18 protein-coding genes and 2 tRNA genes are annotated in these 18,707 nt (G+C 32.3%); 16 read left to right on the forward strand and 4 right to left on the reverse strand.

Annotated features, from left to right (window positions below; all coding sequences use genetic code 11):
- Nucleotides 1-2: 2 nt before the first annotated feature.
- The 4 genes from HA140_RS02025 (at nt 3) to HA140_RS02040 (ending at nt 2,866) form a co-directional block, all read left to right on the forward strand.
- Nucleotides 3-320, forward strand: coding sequence for a hypothetical protein (locus HA140_RS02025; protein WP_245156178.1), 318 nt, complete (start codon nt 3-5; stop codon nt 318-320).
- Nucleotides 317-1,291 (forward strand): hypothetical protein, encoded by a 975-nt coding sequence (locus HA140_RS09360; protein WP_245156179.1) that lies wholly within the window; start codon nt 317-319, stop codon nt 1,289-1,291. Before HA140_RS02025 ends, HA140_RS09360 begins: the two co-directional genes overlap by 4 nt.
- Nucleotides 1,288-1,839, forward strand: coding sequence for a hypothetical protein (locus tag HA140_RS02035; protein ID WP_209039512.1), 552 nt, complete (start codon nt 1,288-1,290; stop codon nt 1,837-1,839). The genes HA140_RS09360 and HA140_RS02035 overlap by 4 nt, the downstream gene beginning before the upstream one ends.
- A 244-nt stretch (nt 1,840-2,083) precedes the next feature.
- On the forward strand, nt 2,084-2,866 hold the full coding sequence (locus HA140_RS02040; protein ID WP_209039513.1) for an SIMPL domain-containing protein: 783 nt from the start codon (nt 2,084-2,086) through the stop codon (nt 2,864-2,866).
- Nucleotides 2,867-2,962: 96 nt separating this feature from the next.
- On the opposite strand, the gene HA140_RS02045 is transcribed toward HA140_RS02040, so the two are convergent.
- A complete protein-coding gene (locus tag HA140_RS02045) occupies nt 2,963-3,154 on the reverse strand; it encodes a hypothetical protein (protein WP_032526694.1) in 192 nt (63 codons plus the stop codon).
- 317 nt (nt 3,155-3,471) lie between these two features.
- Between HA140_RS02045 and HA140_RS02050 the strand changes: the two genes are divergently transcribed.
- The 6 genes from HA140_RS02050 to HA140_RS02075 all read left to right on the forward strand — a co-directional run bounded on the left by HA140_RS02050 (nt 3,472) and on the right by HA140_RS02075 (nt 12,572).
- On the forward strand, nt 3,472-3,888 hold the full coding sequence (locus HA140_RS02050) for a very short patch repair endonuclease (RefSeq protein ID WP_209039514.1): 417 nt from the start codon (nt 3,472-3,474) through the stop codon (nt 3,886-3,888).
- A 114-nt stretch (nt 3,889-4,002) separates the two neighbouring features.
- Nucleotides 4,003-5,052 carry a DNA (cytosine-5-)-methyltransferase gene (dcm, locus tag HA140_RS02055; RefSeq protein ID WP_308788983.1) on the forward strand — a complete coding sequence of 350 codons (1,050 nt, stop codon included), beginning with the start codon at nt 4,003-4,005 and terminating at the stop codon, nt 5,050-5,052.
- Nucleotides 5,053-5,150: 98 nt separating this feature from the next.
- The gene (locus HA140_RS02060) at nt 5,151-6,575 is read left to right on the forward strand and encodes an ATP-binding protein (protein ID WP_209039515.1); all 1,425 of its coding nucleotides are present in this window, start codon (nt 5,151-5,153) and stop codon (nt 6,573-6,575) included.
- Entirely contained in the window at nt 6,572-9,439 is a 2,868-nt protein-coding gene (locus HA140_RS02065; RefSeq protein WP_209039516.1) for a Z1 domain-containing protein, read from the forward strand. The genes HA140_RS02060 and HA140_RS02065 overlap by 4 nt, the downstream gene beginning before the upstream one ends.
- Entirely contained in the window at nt 9,439-10,473 is a 1,035-nt protein-coding gene (locus tag HA140_RS02070; protein ID WP_209039517.1) for a PD-(D/E)XK motif protein, read from the forward strand. Before HA140_RS02065 ends, HA140_RS02070 begins: the two co-directional genes overlap by 1 nt.
- Nucleotides 10,470-12,572 carry an AIPR family protein gene (locus HA140_RS02075; RefSeq protein WP_209039518.1) on the forward strand — a complete coding sequence of 701 codons (2,103 nt, stop codon included), beginning with the start codon at nt 10,470-10,472 and terminating at the stop codon, nt 12,570-12,572. Before HA140_RS02070 ends, HA140_RS02075 begins: the two co-directional genes overlap by 4 nt.
- Nucleotides 12,573-12,664: 92 nt before the next feature.
- Here the strand turns inward: HA140_RS02075 and HA140_RS09365 are convergent, their stop codons facing one another.
- The 3 genes from HA140_RS09365 to HA140_RS02090 form a co-directional block, all read right to left on the reverse strand.
- Nucleotides 12,665-13,294 (reverse strand): tyrosine-type recombinase/integrase, encoded by a 630-nt coding sequence (locus HA140_RS09365; protein ID WP_308788979.1) that lies wholly within the window; start codon nt 13,292-13,294, stop codon nt 12,665-12,667.
- Nucleotides 13,295-13,770: 476 nt separating this feature from the next.
- Nucleotides 13,771-13,842, reverse strand: a tRNA-Thr gene (locus HA140_RS02085).
- Nucleotides 13,843-13,852: 10 nt separating this feature from the next.
- Nucleotides 13,853-13,934 (reverse strand) — tRNA-Tyr (locus HA140_RS02090).
- Nucleotides 13,935-14,036: 102 nt separating this feature from the next.
- Here HA140_RS02090 and aroQ point away from each other — a divergent pair.
- From aroQ to HA140_RS02120, 6 genes are all read left to right on the forward strand, one after another.
- Nucleotides 14,037-14,477, forward strand: coding sequence for a type II 3-dehydroquinate dehydratase (gene aroQ, locus HA140_RS02095; protein ID WP_079318543.1), 441 nt, complete (start codon nt 14,037-14,039; stop codon nt 14,475-14,477).
- Nucleotides 14,478-15,086 (forward strand): tRNA-(ms[2]io[6]A)-hydroxylase, encoded by a 609-nt coding sequence (locus HA140_RS02100; protein WP_209039520.1) that lies wholly within the window; start codon nt 14,478-14,480, stop codon nt 15,084-15,086.
- 16 nt (nt 15,087-15,102) lie between these two features.
- A complete protein-coding gene (gene cobI / locus HA140_RS02105) occupies nt 15,103-15,858 on the forward strand; it encodes a precorrin-2 C(20)-methyltransferase (protein WP_209039521.1) in 756 nt (251 codons plus the stop codon).
- Complete coding sequence (locus tag HA140_RS02110; protein ID WP_209039522.1) at nt 15,858-16,343, forward strand: DUF1823 family protein; 486 nt, start codon at nt 15,858-15,860, stop codon at nt 16,341-16,343. The genes cobI and HA140_RS02110 overlap by 1 nt, the downstream gene beginning before the upstream one ends.
- A 73-nt stretch (nt 16,344-16,416) precedes the next feature.
- Nucleotides 16,417-17,790, forward strand: a complete 1,374-nt coding sequence (gene der / locus HA140_RS02115) for a ribosome biogenesis GTPase Der (RefSeq protein WP_209039523.1) — start codon at nt 16,417-16,419, stop codon at nt 17,788-17,790.
- Entirely contained in the window at nt 17,790-18,704 is a 915-nt protein-coding gene (locus HA140_RS02120) for an energy-coupling factor transporter transmembrane component T family protein (protein ID WP_209039524.1), read from the forward strand. The genes der and HA140_RS02120 overlap by 1 nt, the downstream gene beginning before the upstream one ends.
- Nucleotides 18,705-18,707: the final 3 nt, after the last annotated feature.

Raw genomic sequence — 18,707 nt, forward strand, 5'->3', positions numbered from 1 at the left:
TTTTGAAACGCCTTCTACTTCCACTGCTGGCTGCATTGGCATTACCTAATGCTGTTAATGCCAATGAAAAAGTTTCATCTGAAATGAATGATATTGAAGCTAATAAAATACTTCTTGGTCAAGTTCTATCTGTCTGCTATGCAGTAGATCGAAATCACATAACTATGAAACAAAAAATAGATATGTTGGGATTCGCCCTAAACCTCCACGAACGTGCTCATGGAAATAAAAAAACTATACAAGAAGATCAAATGAATGCTGTTGGAAAAGTCTTGGATATCTTCCCAGATTGTTTCCCTGAAGTAAAAAAGGATAAATGAACCCCTTGGAAGAAAAAAATTATCAACTTACAGAAAAGGACGCTTTGAGTATCTATGCGAAAATGATGCATACTCTTGATTCATCTGAGTTTGAATCGTTTTTGTCAGAAGATTTCACATACTCCTCACAGAAAATTTTGACCGATATGAACTCAAAAGATGAATTCATTGAATACATCAGACCAAAACTTGAAATAATAAAAAAAACTAAAAGTTCTGTTTACGCAGAATTAGGCGTATGCCCAGCATATGGACATTCCGATTGCCTTATCATGGCTCAAGGAGATAAGTCCAATCTACTTGGAGTTGCTTATGCTTCTGTAGAGGAGGGAAAAATTTCTGGTCTTTCCTTGTGCATTGTTCCAACTCCTGATTCGGCTATTCGAAGTGGAATTTATCCAGGTCTTAATGAGGTGGATCCCAGTCTTAATGTGAAAAAAGATCAGGTCATAATAACTGAAGGAGAATTTCAATGTAAAAAGGAAAAGTTATTAAATTTAGGAAAAGAAGAAACTTATCAAATAGGATTTTCTGGGTATGACGAGGTGCAGGCTTTTGGTTATGCTTTTAGTTTTTTGAATGATGGAAAAATACCAGATCCATATGATTTTTGTATATCAAATAACTTTAATAATCTAGAGAGTTCCTTACCTTCAGATACTATTAAAGTCGCAACTTATGTGAACAAAAAATACTCCACAAAAAAAATATATTTTTATGTGTGCTCATTTACTGAATCAACTCAGAGAGCAAATCATCATGAAGTATATTCACTCTTTTCTATTATGTGGAGTAGAGATAGTCTCTGGGAATTAAACCCTTGGTACTGTTGTTCTGTACTATCTGAAGAACCTCAAGCAACTTTACATAAAGAAGCAGCAAATTGGATGTTTAAAGGAGTTTCTACCACAGGTTGTTTAATTGCATCAGTAGATGACTTCAAAAATGGGACGCTAGAAATATTTAAATGAAACGCATATTATTAATACCACTTTTGTTAGGTTTTACTTCTCCAGTAATAGCTAAAGAAATTTGTACTCTTACAAGTGAAGTTGAACCAGATGTAACTATAACTTTGAAATATACTGGTTCCGCCGGTGGGATAGGAACTCTAAATTATAAAAATAAACCTTCATTAGGTTTCTATGTGGGTATCTGGAATGGATATGGAGGTCAGTATTACAATGCAAGATCATATTCACCTGAATTGTTAAACGAAGAAAAAACCTATCAGGAAAGAACAAAAAATACAAAAGAAATAGGTACAGGACATTTTATGAATTTTGTTGGCAATCAAATAGCAAGAGCGACTTCAAAAGAAGATAGAAAATCTGGAAAATTTAGGGCATTGATGCCGCAACTTTCTCAAAATTATTACTACTCAATTCCTTTTACAGAGAAGGGACAATATGGTAGACAGAAATTATCAAAAGAAATGAAAACTATTATTGATGCATCAGAAGGGTTCTTTGTTGATTCAGGTGGATGCAGAAAGTTTTTTCCTTATGGATGGGATTAGATAAGGGAATTTTATTTTAAATATTTTGTCTAGTTCTTTATAGTCATTTTCGTAATACAAATATACTTCTTGCGAAGCGTTATTTCATTTGGCAATATTAGTAACCGACTCCAAAATTGGCACATCCGACTTGGATGTTCCCATTAATGGCCAGATAGAACTGAAGGAATAAAAGTCAGGGATTTTCTAATATTTTTCTTTCGGTTCAGCTGTTAAAAAGCTCCTACACACATACTGATAGACAATGAAAATTATTAAGAGACTCAGGTCGCTGCCGGGCGATTCTCTGGGCGTTATACGCCGCACTCCGCCACTTGTTTTCGCAATGGCTGTCTTATCTCTCGGAGGATTTATAGGTGCCTCTACGGTCCTTGTAAGAGGGTTCAGAACCGTTGAGAATACTATCACTGTTACCGGTGCAAGTACTGAAAGTTTCGAGAGTGATATTGCAAAATGGTCAGTCCAGGTAAAGACCTCAGGTCAAACCCAGATTGACTCATTTACCAAGCATAAAGAGTCAATGGAAAAGACAATGAATTTCCTTAAAGCCAATGGAATTGAGGACAGTGTAAAGCAGGATGTTTATCTTGGACCTGCGAGTATCAGCGAATATAAAACCAAGCATCCAAAGACCAATGAAATCATTAGAACTGAATGGATTACTTATCAGAATATTGAGATTGAAAGTAGGGATGTTTATAACATCCAGAAGACTCATAGTCAGATAACAGAATTGCTTGGGAAAGGGGTAAGGGTGAAACCAAGCCGCCCTGAATTCACCTATTCAAAGCTGGCTGATAAACGAGTTGATATGCTTGCTAAGGCAGCAAAGGATGCAAGAGTTAGGGCTGAAGCTATCGCTCTTGAGGCGGGATCTGAAGTGGGTGGTTTAAAGAGAGTGAATACTGGAGTTTTTCAGATAACAGTACCGAATTCCACCAAGGTAAGTAGTTGGGGTTCTTATGACACTTCAACTATCAAGAAAGACATCACTGCGGTTATGGGAGTGACTTTCGCAGTTAAGTAGATACTCAGGTAGTCTGTTTTTTGCCTCTCAGAATCATCAGCAAAGGCAGACCAATAAGCATCAGACTCCCATCAATTAATAAAAAAGTATTCAGACTCATTTATCCATTCCTTCGGGGGTATCCCAATTAAGGGGTATCCCTTTTTTAACTGGTTCTTTTTTCATATCATCCATCTCTTTTCTGATTTTGTTGTAGTAGGCCAACTCCTCTGGATCATCAGAACCAAGACCATAATTCATGGTCGCTGCGAGATAAATTCTGTGCATACGGTATGACGATAGTGGCATTACTGAAGACAATCTCCATTAAATATATATGAATTAAAGGCAAAATGCTGACCTCTGAGATCTCAGTAATTGCAGTGTTTTATCCAACCCCACCATTAAACACAGGGAGAAGGGGTAATAAGACAATAAATTGAGTGGGGACTACTTACTGGATATGTGTACATCATCATTGTAAGTACTGAAAATAAACAACTCTAAACAACAACTAAACTACTTATATCTGATACGTGGGTATGTGTGTAAACACATAATGCACGTACTGTATATAGGTACCTATAGGGTGATGGTGAGTATATTCTTTAAAACTGATTGGTTAGATGAGTAGTGAAGTAATACATAAGGTGAGTGAGCAGAGATCAAGGAATATGTCTGCCATTAAATCAAAGAATACAAAGCCTGAAATAAAGGTAAGAAAAGTTCTACATTCTATGGGATATAGATTCAGACTTCATTCAAAAGATTTACCGGGGTCTCCAGATATTGTTCTCCCAAAATATAAAACTGTTATCTTTGTCCACGGATGTTTCTGGCATAGGCATGAGAATTGCAAGTATGCTTCCACTCCAAAAACAAGGCAGGAATTCTGGAACAAAAAATTCACAGAAAATATAAAAAGGGATTTAGAAATTCAGGATAAAATAAAAAATCTTGATTGGAGATCTGTTGTTATCTGGGAATGTGAAACAAAAAATATAGAAAATTTAAGAGAAAAAATAATTGATGTTTTTAGTTAATAAATTGGTTGACTTTATAAATCTCGGTGCCATATTAAATAAGAATTTAAGAGAAGAAAGATTCAAAAATCTCAAGTTAGCAAATTAAATATTTTACAAAAGCAGTTTGATTTTATTGATCTCTTTGCAGGCATAGGTGGCTTTAGAAAAGGTTTTGAATCAATAGGTGGAAATTGTGTTTTTACGAGTGAAATAGATAAATTTGCTCAAGAAACTTATAAAGCTAATTTTCAGACAGAACATAAATTTGCTGGAGATATTAGAGATGTGGATACAAAATTAATACCAAGTCATGATGTTTTACTTGCGGGATTTCCATGCCAGCCTTTTAGTCTTGCAGGCGTAAGTAAAAAAAATTCACTTGGTAAATCTCATGGCTTTGATTGTCAGATCCAAGGGACTTTATTTTTCGAAATAGCAAGAATTCTCGAGCACCATAGACCCAAAGCGTTTCTTCTAGAAAACGTAAAAAATCTTAAAAGTCATGATAAAGGTCAGACCTTTAAAACTATTCTTGATGTATTAAAAAATAAGCTTGGTTATAAAGTTCAATATCGTGTAATAAATGCAAAATCTTTCGTCCCTCAAAATAGACAGAGAATTTATATAGTCGGTTTTAGAGAAGAAAATAATTTTAATTTTGATGATTTAATTATTCCGGATATATTAGATGGTCCAACATTATCTTCAGTACTTCATCCAGAAGATGGATCCGAAACTTTAGAAGAACCATATACTATTCCTCATCTTTCAAAAGTAAATGAGAAATACACCATCACTAATAAATTATGGGACTATCTCAGAATGTATGAAAAAAAGCATAGAGCAAAAGGAAATGGATTTGGTTTTGGATTATGTAAACGCGAAGATGTTGCTAGAACTTTATCTGCCAGGTACCACAAAGATGGTGCTGAGATATTGATATATCAGGGAGATAAAAAGAATCCAAGAAGACTAACTCCAAGAGAATGCTCAAGGTTGATGGGGTTTGATAAAACTGGAGAGTCAAATTTTATAATTCCAGTTTCTGATTCTCAGGCGTATAGACAATTTGGTAATTCAGTAGTTGTTCCTGTTATTGAGGAAATTGCAAAAGCTATGAGTGGATATATCAATCAAAAAGATATTATGAAAGAAAAAATCAAATTACCAATCTGTGCTTAAAAAAATAGATTTGTTAGAGGTAGAACAAATAATACAAAATGATTTTTAAAAATAGAGTAGTATTTTCCAAATTTATATGATTATTTTCTTAGCAATATATGGGTGTTGAACCAGAGTATATTGATGCATCTCCCTCCGCTGCTTACCTTATGGAAAGTATCAGAGATTTTGGATATACCATTGAAACTGCGATTGCTGATTTAGTTGATAATTCAATATCTGCAGAGGCATCAAATATAGAAATTAGTTTGGATAATGATGAAAATCAAAACCCAATGCTATCAATTGAGGATGATGGCATTGGAATGAATAAAGTTGAATTATTACAAGCAATGAAACTTTGCTCCAAGGATAGGCATCAGGCAAGAAGCAAAAATGATCTTGGAAGATTTGGAATGGGTCTTAAAACCGCTTCATTATCTCAATGTAGACAATTAACAGTTGAGACAAATATGGATAATAAATCAACATCAATGACTTGGGATCTTGATGATGTTTTGAAGAGAGATGATTGGAAAGTAAAAAACAATATTATTGAAACTAGGAAACCAGGTACAAAAGTTATTTGGAAAAAAATTGATAGAGTAAATTTAGAAATAGATACACCATCAACTAATGCAACTATAAAAAATATTAGAGATCATCTTGGGCTTGTTTTTCATAGATATATAGATACTAAAAATGATGAGAAAAAAAATATAAAATTAAAGTTTAATGGTATTGATATTGATCCATTTAATCCGTTCAATGAAAAAAATTTTGCAACTATTAAACATGAACCTTTTGAACATCAATATCAGGATTCAACAATTAGAATTCAATCATATATTTTGCCGCATAAAACAAAAGTCAATTTAGAGGAGTGGGAAAAATATGAGGGAAAGGGCGGATATACAAAAAATCAAGGATTTTATGTTTACAGAGAGGGACGTTTGATAATAAATGGAACTTGGTTTGGGCTTTTAAAGAAAACAGAATATACAAAATTTTGCAGAGTAAAGATTGATATTACAAATGAAAAAGATACTGATTGGAAAATTGATATAAAAAAAAGTAATGCATCTCCTCCAAAAGAAATTAGAGAAATGCTAGATAATTATCTTTCTAAACTTGAGAAAGCTGGAGTAAAAGTATATACAAGAAAACCAGTTTCAATATATGAAAATAATCATTTAGATTTATGGAAAAAAATGAGTAAAGATTCTCAAAGTTATTATGCGATAAATAAAAATAATCCCATAATTAAAAAATTTATAAACAACTCAAAAGATAATTTAGATTTACTGAAATTGATAGAAAATACACTTCCTTATCAAGAGATTTTTAGATTAATGAGTGATGGCAAAGAAATGATGATTACATGGGAAGATGATGAAGATGAATCAATTAAATTGATAAAAAAATATATCTTAGATTTAAAAGAAAGTAATATAGAAAAATTAATTATTGTAGGCTTAGTTCAAAAGTTTTTGCAGAATAGTGTTTTATCACTTACCACAGAACAAATAATAGAGATGTTATGAATCAAGAAAATATAGATTTGGCGATTAAAAATGTTCAATCATTTATTCTTCAAAACCATAGGGATTTAAGTGGTGGAGAAAAATTAACTAAAATTGTAATTGAAAGGATAGAAAAATCTGAAGAATATTTTCAAGATATAGCTACTGATGAACAAAGAGAATTCATAATTAAAAAAGTTTTCTCAAATTTGAGTAGAACAATGGAGGATGGGGTAACTCTTATAGATAATGATTCATTTGAACCTTGGTATAGAGATATTAAAGGAGAAATTAAAAGTATATATTGGGAAGATTATAAGAGACATTTAAAAGTTAATGAAGATTGGCCTGACACAGATAATGGTCCAATTAACGGTCTAGATAGAAGTACAGATTCAATTCTTGAGAATTGTGCTGACCCAAGTAAAAAAAATATTTCAAGAAAAGGAATGGTTGTTGGAAATGTCCAATCTGGTAAAACAGCAAATTATTTAGGCTTAATATGCAAGGCTGCAGATGCACAATATAAAGTAATAATTGTAGTTGCTGGTATGTTAGAAGATTTAAGAAAGCAGACTCAAATACGATTAGAAGAAGGTTTAGTAGGAGTTAATGAATTAACAGGACAAAAAGTTGGATGCGGAAATTTATCATCAAGAAATGAGAAAAATAAACCAGTATGTGTAACAGATAGAGAAAGGGATTTTACAGCAAATAACACAGACTCAAATTTAATAAATATTACTAATACTGCTCCCTATGTAATAGTGGTTAAGAAAAATTCCAAAACGTTAAAACATCTGAATAATTGGCTAAATAAACTCAGAAGAAATTTTGATGATAAAAAAATCCCTGTTCCAATGCTTTTGATTGATGATGAGGCAGATAATGCTTCAATCGATGTCAGAAATAGAAGACGAAAAGCAGCAAAAACAGAAAATGAAAAAGGGGAGCAGACATCTGATAATCCATTCCCTGAAGAAGATGCAAATCAATTTAATGTGACTGCAATAAATAGAAATCTCAGGCTAATACTTAAGAAATTTACAACTTGTACTTATGTTGGATATACAGCTACTCCATTCGCAAACATTTTTATAAGTCCAAAAACTAATGATGATGTTTTAAAAGATGACTTATTTCCAAAAGATTTTATTTCATATTTAGATCCTGCAAATAATTATTTTGGGCCTCAACAAGCCTTTGTGGAACCTTTTAAGTACAAAAGATTTATAAAACATATCAATGTTGTTGAAACATTAAATGGTAAAGGAATAACAATCCCACATAAAAAAGATTTCATATTAGAAAGGGTTCCAAAGTCTCTTCAAGATGCGATTAAAAGTTATATTCTTGCAACAACAATAAGATGGGTTGATGGCTACAAAAATAAACACTCATCAATGTTAGTCAATGCTTCATGCTATTCAGATGTGCAGATCTCAATTGCAAACAAAATAGAACGCTACTTAATTAAGATTGCTGATTCATTAAAAGCTTCTGCAGGATTAGATGATAAAAAAGCTGAAAAAAACTATACCTATTACAGGGAATTAAAAACTTTTTGGAAAGAGAACTTTTTAAAAGATAGACCAAAAATAGTTTGGGATGATTTAAAGCCGTTAATACACATTGTTGCAAATAAAATTGTCGTTAAAATTGTGAACAAAGAAAAGAAAATATCTTCAAGGTTAGATTACGATCAATTCCCAAAGGGTAGATTAGTGATCGCTGTTGGAGGATACGCATTATCTAGAGGACTTACTTTAGAGGGACTAATAACTTCTTATTATTTAAGAACATCTAGAATGTACGATACTATTTTGCAGATGGCTCGCTGGTTTGGATATAGAGATGATTATGAAGAACTATGCAGACTATATATGACTAAGAAATCTGAAGAGAATTTTACTCATATTTCTAAGGTTATTAATCATTTAAATAATCAAATTAAAATACTTGAAATCCAAAGAAAGACCCCAAAAGATTTTGCGCTTTATGTGAGAAGTCATCCAGATGCAAAAAGATTAATGGTTACTTCTAGGCCAAAATTAGGCTCGGCCGAATTAGTAAGAATTACGCTTACTTATGCAGGTAAATTAGTAGGAAATTATTTAATACCCAAAGATATAAATGATATTGAATTTAATAGAAAACAATCGTTTGATTTTATAGAAAAATTATCTAAAAATTATGGTAATAACTTATTAGGAGCAAACATAAATAGTGATCTATCGAGTAGATATGCATTTAGGAACATTCCTTTTAGTGAAATATTTGAACTTACTGAAAAGCACATTGTTTCTTCTGATAATGTTCAAATTGATCTGCCCTCATTTTTAAATTACTTAAAGGAAAGAAAAGATGAACTAAGTAATTGGGATGTGATAATTGACACTAATTCTAATAAAAAACAAGGTTTTGAAATAGGTGGATTAAATATTAACCCAGCTAATAGACTGACTAGGGTTGATGAAAGATTTATAAGTAATACAAAATCTATAACTACTGTAGTGGGTCAAAACAGCACAATATTAAGTAATGATATTGCCAATGTAGCGGCTTCAAAAGAAGAGGTTGAAAAAGCAAAAGAAAAGATAGAAGAATATAAAGGGAAATTAGGTTTGGCTAAAGCTATTTCATTGGTCACTTCCAGGCCTATTCTTTATATAACAATATATAGAATTAATCTTGAAGAGATTAGAGAAGATCAAGCATTTTATGATCAGTATAAAGAATTTAAAGACTTCTCTAAAAATTTAGAAGTTTATGCTTCGCTAAGTTATCGCCTCCCAGAGACTGAGCTTAAAGAGGAACCAAAAGAAGTTTGGAGGAATGCAGATATTGATACTATTGATGAAGATTATGATGATGGTGATGATTAATGGCAAATGATTTGAGTAAACCAAATGAAAATGAGATTGATGATAATTGGATAAGTCTTAGAGCTGCAAAAAATCCGCCTTTAGATGGACTTGAATATAGACCTGTTTATTCAAAAAAAGGATGGAATATTATTCATTTTAAAGATCATAATGGTGATTATGGAATGAGAATATTTTTTGAAGAATTGGAATTTAATAAATTACAAGAAAAAAAGTTTCCGGATTGGAATGAAATTAAAATTAAACCTTTAGAAAATAGAAAAAAAGATAAAGGCTATCTAGATATAAGAATCACTAATGCTATCTATCTTGAGCAATTTGATACTTTTTGCAAAAATATTGTCTCAGGATCTGATATGTGTTCTACCGAAACTGAACTTTTAGAGAATATTTTTAAAAAATGCAATCATTGGAAACTCTTAATGAAAAACAAGAGAGTTGAAAAACTTAAACCTTTTGAACAACAAGGACTTATTGGAGAATTAACTTTTTTAAAATTATTAATGGAAAAAATTGGAGTCAGAGATGCTATCGAAGCGTGGAAAGGTCCTGATAAATTAGTAAAGGATTTTCTATTAAGTTCTATTGGCGTTGAGGTAAAAACTAAACAAGGAGGTTTAAAAGGTCAAGTTCAAATTTCTTCAGAATTTCAACTAAGCAAGGACAATCTTTCAAAATTGTTCTTACTAGTGTTTACTGTGGATAAATCAACTGAAATAAATCCAAATAGTTTCACCTTAACTGAACAAATTGAGGATATAAAAAATTTTATTATTCAAAAAGATATAAATTCCTTGGATGAATTTTTAGGAAAAGTTTATATGAGTAGATATGATGATAAGCATGATTATAAATCTGATTTTTGGTTATTAGTTGATCCATATCAACTTTTTATTGTTAAAGAAAAATCTCCGAGAATTTCTCCTGAAAATACAAACTGTAATTTTTTAAGTGAAGTTAAATATAAACTTTCACTTGAAGGCTTGAAAGATAGTTTATTAGAAAATCTGGATGCGATTTATGATGAATTATGACTGAAGAAAAAATATTAGAAGATGATTTTTATGAGCAATTTTTACTTGAAATAAGTAATGAATCTATAGATAGCGGCTCAACTCCTCAAGAAGTATTTTTTAATCGCGTCACTGATTTACTTATAGAAGAAGGGGATATTAAAGATGCGATATATGCTCCTTTTCTTAGAACTGGTTTGCAATTTAATGGCTATGGTGGGAACCCATTGGAGGATAATAGAAAACTTACAATTTTTTTATCTGAATTTACCCAGTCAGAGCAATTAGAAGGCTTATACTCAAAAGATTTAGATGCACTTTTAAAGAGAGGAACTAATTTTATATCTAAAATTACATCTAGAGAATTTCTGCAAATTGAAGAGAGTAATCCAGTGTTTTCTGCGATACAAACTCTATCAGTAAAGATGGATCTTTTATCTCAAATTAGAATAATAATTCTTACAAATAAATTAATAAAAATTAGATCAGATAGCATAAAAGCTCCAATGATTGGAGAAATTAAAGCTCAAATTGGTATTTGTGATTATGAAAGAATTAAACAGCTTGAAAGTGGAATTGAAGAAAAACCTGAAATTATAATTGACTTGGAAGAAAGTCAAAATTCTTTACCAGTTTTGACTGCTCATAGTTCTGAAAGCTCTTATGAATCATATTTAACAGTTTTACCTGGGGATTTGATAGCGGAATTATTTGATAAATGGGGTAATAGATTATTAGAAAAAAATGTAAGAGTTTTCTTACAAGCGACTACAAAAATCAATAGAGGTATTCGAGATACTATTCAGGATAAGCCATCAATGTTTTTTGCTTACAATAATGGTCTCACGGCTACTGCAGATGATGTAAAACTAAAGACATTACCAAATGGCGCAAGAACAATAACAAAAATAAATAATCTACAAATTGTAAATGGAGGACAAACTGTTTCTTCTATATATGCGGCTTCAAAATTTATAAATAAATTTAGTAAAGCTGATTTGAGTAAAGTTTATGTTCAAATGAAATTATCAAAAGTTCCCAAGGAATCTGAAGATGCCGATAGTTTTGTCTCAGATGTTTCCCGTTTTGCAAATACTCAAAATAAAGTAAATTTATCTGATTTTTCCTCCAACCACTCATTCCATGTACAGATAGAAAATTTATCTAAAAAAATCTCTGCTCCACCAGCTCCAAACTCTTTAAGATCATCTCATTGGTTTTATGAAAGATCTAGGGGACAATATAAATCTGCTAAAAGTAGGAATAAAACTCAGGCTCAAAAGAAGATATTTGATAAAGAATTTCCCTCAAAACAAAAAATTGACAAAGTACAATTAGCTCTTTATCAGAATTTGTGGGATTGTAAAATCTTAGAGGTTATGAGGGGTAAAAATAATGCAAGCTATTTATCTTTTTTTGATGGAATAGAAGAAGAATGGTCAAATAAAAGTTATCAATTTAATGAAAGATATTTTAAGGAGTTAGTTGCGAAAGCAATAATTTATAAAACTCTTGATAGAGAGACGAAGAAAGAGAGGTTTACGGATTTTAAAAGTACTGTAGTGGCATTTACTATTGGCCTTTTGGCTTTACATTTCAAGGATTCCAAATCAAAAAGATTTAATTTTATGAAAGTTTGGTCCGAACAATCTTTAACCCAAGATTTTATCGATGAATTACTTGGAGTTGCGAAAAATATTAATTATTTAATTATGAACCCACCTGTTGGCATGAATAGAGATGTTCGTGAATATGCAAGAAAACCAGAATGTTGGCAGAATATCCAAAAAGCTAATATTCAATGGTCATCAAAATTGGAAAATTATCTTATATCTGCAAGTGAATACAACAAATTAGAAAAAGCAGAAAGAGAAAAAACGGCTAAAACAGAGGAATATGATTTGGTGAATAAGATTAAAAATGCGCCAAATATTATTTGGAAAGAAATTGAAGTTTGGCTTGGCGCGCAAACTAATATAAGAATCTCAGGTTCAGATTCAGATCTATTACGTGATGCTCAAGGCATGAATGAAATTTTTTCTCCGAGTATAGGTCAGGCAAAAAGGTTATTTAATATCTATAACCTCGTTAAAGAGTTTGGTTTTGAGAAAGAATTATGAGAACAAATATAAAAAATTTTACAAAAATATTCTCTTTCGTTTTATACGTCCAATCCCTTTAAATAACCCCCCCAAGGGGGGAAGTTATTAATTTAAAAACTTAATTGATAGTGACTGTATCTCATCAACATTTTTATATCTCTGTGTCCACTGCATGCACTTATCTCCAGAGTATTCATTCCTGAACTCCACATTCTGCTTATAGCTATATGTCTTAGATCATGAAATCTTAGATTTTCTAAACCTGCTTTCTTCCTTGCTCTGTCAAATCCATTTCTTGCAGATCCCTTTGTCAGGTTTATTACACTTCCCTCTTTGCTTTTAAAGCTTTTGAGAAGTTCTTTTGCTTTCTGGGGCAAAGGAACCATTCTCATGGAACTGGAACTTCCTTTTGCCGCACATTCCTTTCTTTGGATACGAAGTCTGTTGTTCTTTAAATCGATATTTCTCCAGTTCAGGCTTAAAAGTTCAGAGAGGCGAAAGCCAGTGATCAGTGCAAGCTTTGTGAGTCTCAGGTGATTTGGGTTGGACATCTCAGACAGTTCATGTAAAAGTCTTTTCTCGTCTTGATCAGTGAAAAAAGGAGCCCTTGCATCTCCTGTTCCTCTCACTCTCAGTTGCCTTGCGGGATTGTCTTTTATTTCCGCTCCTCTTTCATCTCTTGCCCAGTCAATCAATACTCTCAATATCCTCAGTTCCCGCATCACTGTATTTGGTTTCACCTTCAGTAATCGTTCATCTCGCCAGACTGCAAAATGCCTTATCTGCAGGTCTTTCAGAGGAATACCTCCAAGCCAGCTTTCTGCCGTCACTCTGAGAGGATATTTTTCATTCTCCGCACTGCGGTGCAGTAGCACCGGACCATTTATATAGTCATTGATTGCCTCTCCCAGGGTGACGGGGATGTCATTTAAAACCCTTTTTGTTCTCTCTTCGACTGCTTCTGCCCATGATTGGGCCAGATCTCTGGAAAGAAATGTTCTTGACCTTGGGCCCACATAATTCTTCCTTCTGATAAGGACCTGCCAGCCGCTGCCGCTTCTTCTGATTGTTGCCATTTAGGTGTCATCGTTTGTGTGATGCACCTCCAAATATCTGCTTTTAAAACAGAAAAGTGGACCCGAAAACGGACGTCCACTTCTGAATAATTTCTTTGTGCGATAGTGGTAATCTCACTGATACCAAGCTACCCCGCGAGTGCCCTCGTCGGGACTTGAACCCGAGACCTCTCCCTTACCAAGGGAGTGCTCTACCGCTGAGCTACAAGGGCAATTTTAAAGTGGGCCGGGTTGGATTTGAACCAACGTAGGCAGAGCCAGCGGATTTACAGTCCGCCCCCTTTAACCACTCGGGCACCGACCCCCACTATTTGAACTTATCAGTTAATGGACACTTTGTGTGAAATTGTTTTGGTTTTTTTGTTTCTTTCTAGATAGCATTTATAAAGAAAAGACTTTATTGCTGATGAATATTTTATTGATAAATGGACCAAATCTAAATCTTTTGGGCACTAGAGAACCTGAAATATATGGTAATAAAACATTGAGTGATATAGAAAAAGATTTAACTAAAGTTGCTAAAGAAAAAAGTATTAATCTTGAATGTTTTCAAAGTAACCATGAAGGAGAAATAGTAGATAAAATTCAGGATTCCGTAAAAAGTATACAGGGAATTCTTATAAATGCTGGCGCTTTTACTCATACCTCGATTTCTATTCGTGACGCTTTAATTGGATCAAAAATTCCTTTTGTAGAGTTACATATTTCAAATATTTTCAGTAGAGAAGATTTTCGTAAAGAATCTTTTCTTACAGATAAAGCTATAGGAATTATTAGTGGATTCGGCATATCAAGTTATTCCCTAGCTCTTGAAGGAATTATTGGATATTTAAGTAGTAAAAATTAAATGCTAGTCGATTTTAAAAGGCCCACCTCTTATATTAAATATTTATCGTCATTTACCTCAGATGAGTGGATCAAACTCGCATTATCTAATCCAATAGATATTCTTCTTGACCATGCTCATTGTGAAAGAAAAGCAGCAGGAGTAGCTATTCAATTGATGTTTAGATATCCATCAGAACCAAATCTGGCAGAAGTTCTTAGTCCAATAGCGAGAGAGGAATTAGAGCATTTTGAAAAAATACTTTATTTTTTAAAGGATCTTGGACATTCTCTTGAGTCCTTAAAACCGCCTCCATATGGAGCTGAATTGTCCAAGAATATAAGAAAGGAAGAGCCCAATAGAATGCTTGATAGTTTCTTAATCGCAGGACTTATTGAAGCAAGAAGTCATGAAAGATTAAGCTTGCTTGCGCTGAATTCTGAAGATAAATCGTTTAAATCCCTTTATGAGTCTCTGCTTGAGAGTGAGGCAAGACATTTTGGGGTTTACTGGAAACTAGCGCAAACTAAATTCTCTAAAAATCAAACTTTCAAAAGGTTAGAGGAATTGTCTGAAATTGAGTCATCAATACTAGCTGAAACTTTTTTATTGCCAAGGATTCATAGCTAAAGTTAATAAAATAAAAATGATAATAAATAAGTTCTTAAGTTTACTTAATCGATATAAAACTGATTTACCAACATTCACCATCGTTGGTGTAGGCCCTGGAGATCCATCGCTTTTAACAATTGCTGCTGTGGATGCAATAAAAAAAGCGAAAGTTATAGTTTTTCCAATATCAGATGATAATAAAAAGAGTTTCGCTGCAGAAATAGTCAAGAGATACACCAAATTTAAAAAAAATGTACCTATCATCTTTCCAATGGCTAGGAAGGATTTTGATCCAGATGAAATATGGTCTAATGCTGTAGAAAAAATTGTGAAATTTATACAAAATGGCGAATCAGTTGTTTTACTTTGTCTTGGAGATACTTCACTATTTGCAAGTTCTTCTAATATTTTGAGGTTAATAAAAAATAATCATGCGGAAATTATTACAAAAACAATACCTGGTATTTCCTCTATTTCAGCAGCAGCAGCTTTGAATGATTTTGATTTGGTAAAAAAAGGCGAGACATTGATCATCAAAGAATGTCCTTCTTCAGAATCTGAATTAACAACCCTAATTAGGGAAAGTAAGGCAAATAAAACGGTATTGGCAATTATGAAAGTTGGCAAAAGATGGAATTTAGTCAGGGAAATTTTAAAAAAAGAGGGTATCATCAATACATCATTAATAGCTTTAAGTGTTGGGATGCCTGATCAAATTATTCAATATGCATCCCAATATAAAAAGGAATTTATGCCTTATTTTTCTTTGATTTTGATAAGGTTAGATTAATGTATAAAAAAGAAAAATTAGTTGAAAATCAATTTACATGGCCAATATGTAAGGATCTATTATTTCTTGTTCTTGAAGATAAGGTTAGTGACGTATTTGTTTGTGAATTAGTTTGGGAAAGACTTTTTTATACTAAAGAAATATCTATAAATAATTGGACCTTTAGTGTGTTAACTCCTTCTTATTGGTCAGAAAAATTTGAAAAAGCTCCTCAAATTATTTCAGAGCGTCCAGCCTCAGTACATTTGACTCGATCAATTCCAAAAGAATATAAACAGGGATTGAAAAATTTTCTTAATTTTAAAGGTTATAAGATTAATGAACTTTATCCAAGAAGAACTAGGAGAGCGACCGCAGTAAATTGGTTGATTTATTGGGCTATTGAAAATGACTGTTTTTCAAATGATAATCGAGTAATCCCCAGTCCTAGTAAACCACCTGTTAATCCAGTTAAAGGCCATTTTGGCGATCCAGAAATTAAATAAGTTTTTTTAATGAGGTAAATGTTTTTATTAAAGGTATAGTTGTAATGGATACTACTTTCTTTGGAGAGAAGAAGTGATTCTTCCTACAATAGCTATTATTGGAAGACCTAACGTTGGGAAATCTACCTTAGTTAATCGTCTTTGCCAAAGTAATGATGCAATAGTATTTGATAAACCCGGTGTTACTAGAGATAGAACTTATCAAAATGCTTCATGGGGAGGTAAAGAATTTCAAATTGTTGATACTGGAGGTTTAGTTTTTGAAGACGATAGTCAGTTTCTCCCAGAGATAAGAACACAAGTTTTCTTAGCTCTAGAAGAAGCTTCCCTTGCTTTACTCGTTGTGGATGGAAATCAAGGCGTTACGGATGGTGATTTATCAATAGCAAAATGGTTAAGAAACTCAAGCTGTAAAACAATTGTTGCTGTTAATAAATGCGAATCGACTACTCTTGGAATCTCTTTGGCTTCAGAGTTCTGGAAATTAGGATTGGGAGAACCTTACCCAGTGTCTGCTATTCATGGATCAGGTACTGGTGATCTTTTAGATCTCGTTATTGGGGAACTTCCTGAAAATAATATTCAGGATGAAGAAGAAAAGATAATGATGTCAATTATTGGCAGGCCAAATGTTGGTAAATCTAGTTTGTTAAATTCAATCTGTGGAGAAAAAAGAGCAATAGTTAGCGATATTAGTGGAACGACAACTGATTCAATAGATACTCTAATAAAAAAAGGTGATCATCAATGGAAAATTATTGATACTGCAGGGATTAGAAGAAAGAAAAATGTTAAATACGGTACCGAATTTTTTGGTATTAATAGGGCTTTTAAATCTATAGATAGAAGTGATGTTTGTGTTTTAGTGATAGATGCAATAGATGGAGTAACTGATCAAGACCAGAAGTTAGCAGGGCGAATAGAAGAACAAGGCAGAGCTTGCATAATCGTTGTTAATAAATGGGATCTTGTAGAAAAAAATAGTTCAACAATTTATCAAGTTGAAAAAGAACTTAGATCTAAACTTTATTTTTTACACTGGTCAAAAATGATTTTTATATCTGCTCTAACTGGACAAAGAGTTGATAATATTTTTGAGCATGCTCTTAATGCTGTAAATCAACATAGAAGAAGAGTTACAACATCAGTTGTTAATGAAGTACTTAAAGAATCAATTAGTTGGAAAAGTCCTCCAACGAAAAGAAGTGGCAAGCAAGGTAGGCTTTATTACGGTACCCAAGTAAAAAACAAACCTCCCACTTTTACACTTTTTGTAAATGACCCTAAATTATTCGGAATAACTTATAGAAGATATATTGAAAAACAAATTAGGGTAAATTTAGGCTTTGAGGGCACACCTCTCATTTTACTTTGGAGAGGCAAACAGCAAAGAGCATTAAATAAAGAAGTTGAAAGGGAAAATATTGAACTAATTCAAAAAGATTAATGAATTTACTAACCCAATTTTCTGTTGGACAATACGTTTATGGCAATAGAAGTTGGCTAAGAATTATAGATAGTAGATTGAAAATAATTATTGTAATGATATTTTTAATCACTCCAATTTGGGCAGGTCCAATTTGGAGATTGAGTTTAGTTGGTTTTTTATTATTAATTACTTTTGTAAGTTTATTGCCATCCAGAGTTTGGTGGCGATCATTATTTTTACTCTCATGTTTATCGCTAGTAATAGGATTTATATCAATACTTGCTTCTTCTGATGTTCAATCTATCGATAGCTACTTAAGAAACCCCAGCGAGTTGCAAGTAGTACTGGAAAGCTATAAAGAATGGAATATTTTGCAAATTCCTTCTCAGAAGATTTGGTTTATAAATTTTGGTCCCTTTAACTTATCAAGAAAAGCCTTTGAACTAGGAATAAAAACTTCTACTTTGATATTTACCGTTATTCATAGTGTGAATTTGATGCTTTTGACCACATTGCAAGAAGACATTGTATGGGGATTAAGTTGGTTTATGTATCCATTAAGAAAGATTGGATTACCAATAAGTAAGTGGCTTTTTCAGTTATTAATTGCATTACGTTTTATTCCTCTAGTGCAGGAAGAATTTCAAAATATAATTAAATCAGTATCAGTAAGATCAATAAATTTTCGAAAATTAGGTTTAAAGAAATCCTTTAATGTCTTTTTAACCTTAGTGGAAAGGTTATTTCAAAATATATTACTAAGAATTGATCAAGGATCAGAGTCATTGCTTTCAAAGAAAAAAATTATTATGAAAACTAAAAGATTTAGAACTCTTTATCCTTCAAAATCTCTCAATGTAATTGTTAATACATTATCGATTTGTTTTATTTGCATAGCAATTTTTCTTAGAAAACTGTATGGTGCATTATGAATA

This window comes from Prochlorococcus marinus CUG1417, assembly GCF_017695975.1.
In the GTDB taxonomy this organism is placed as follows: Bacteria; Cyanobacteriota; Cyanobacteriia; order PCC-6307; family Cyanobiaceae; genus Prochlorococcus_A; species Prochlorococcus_A marinus_AG.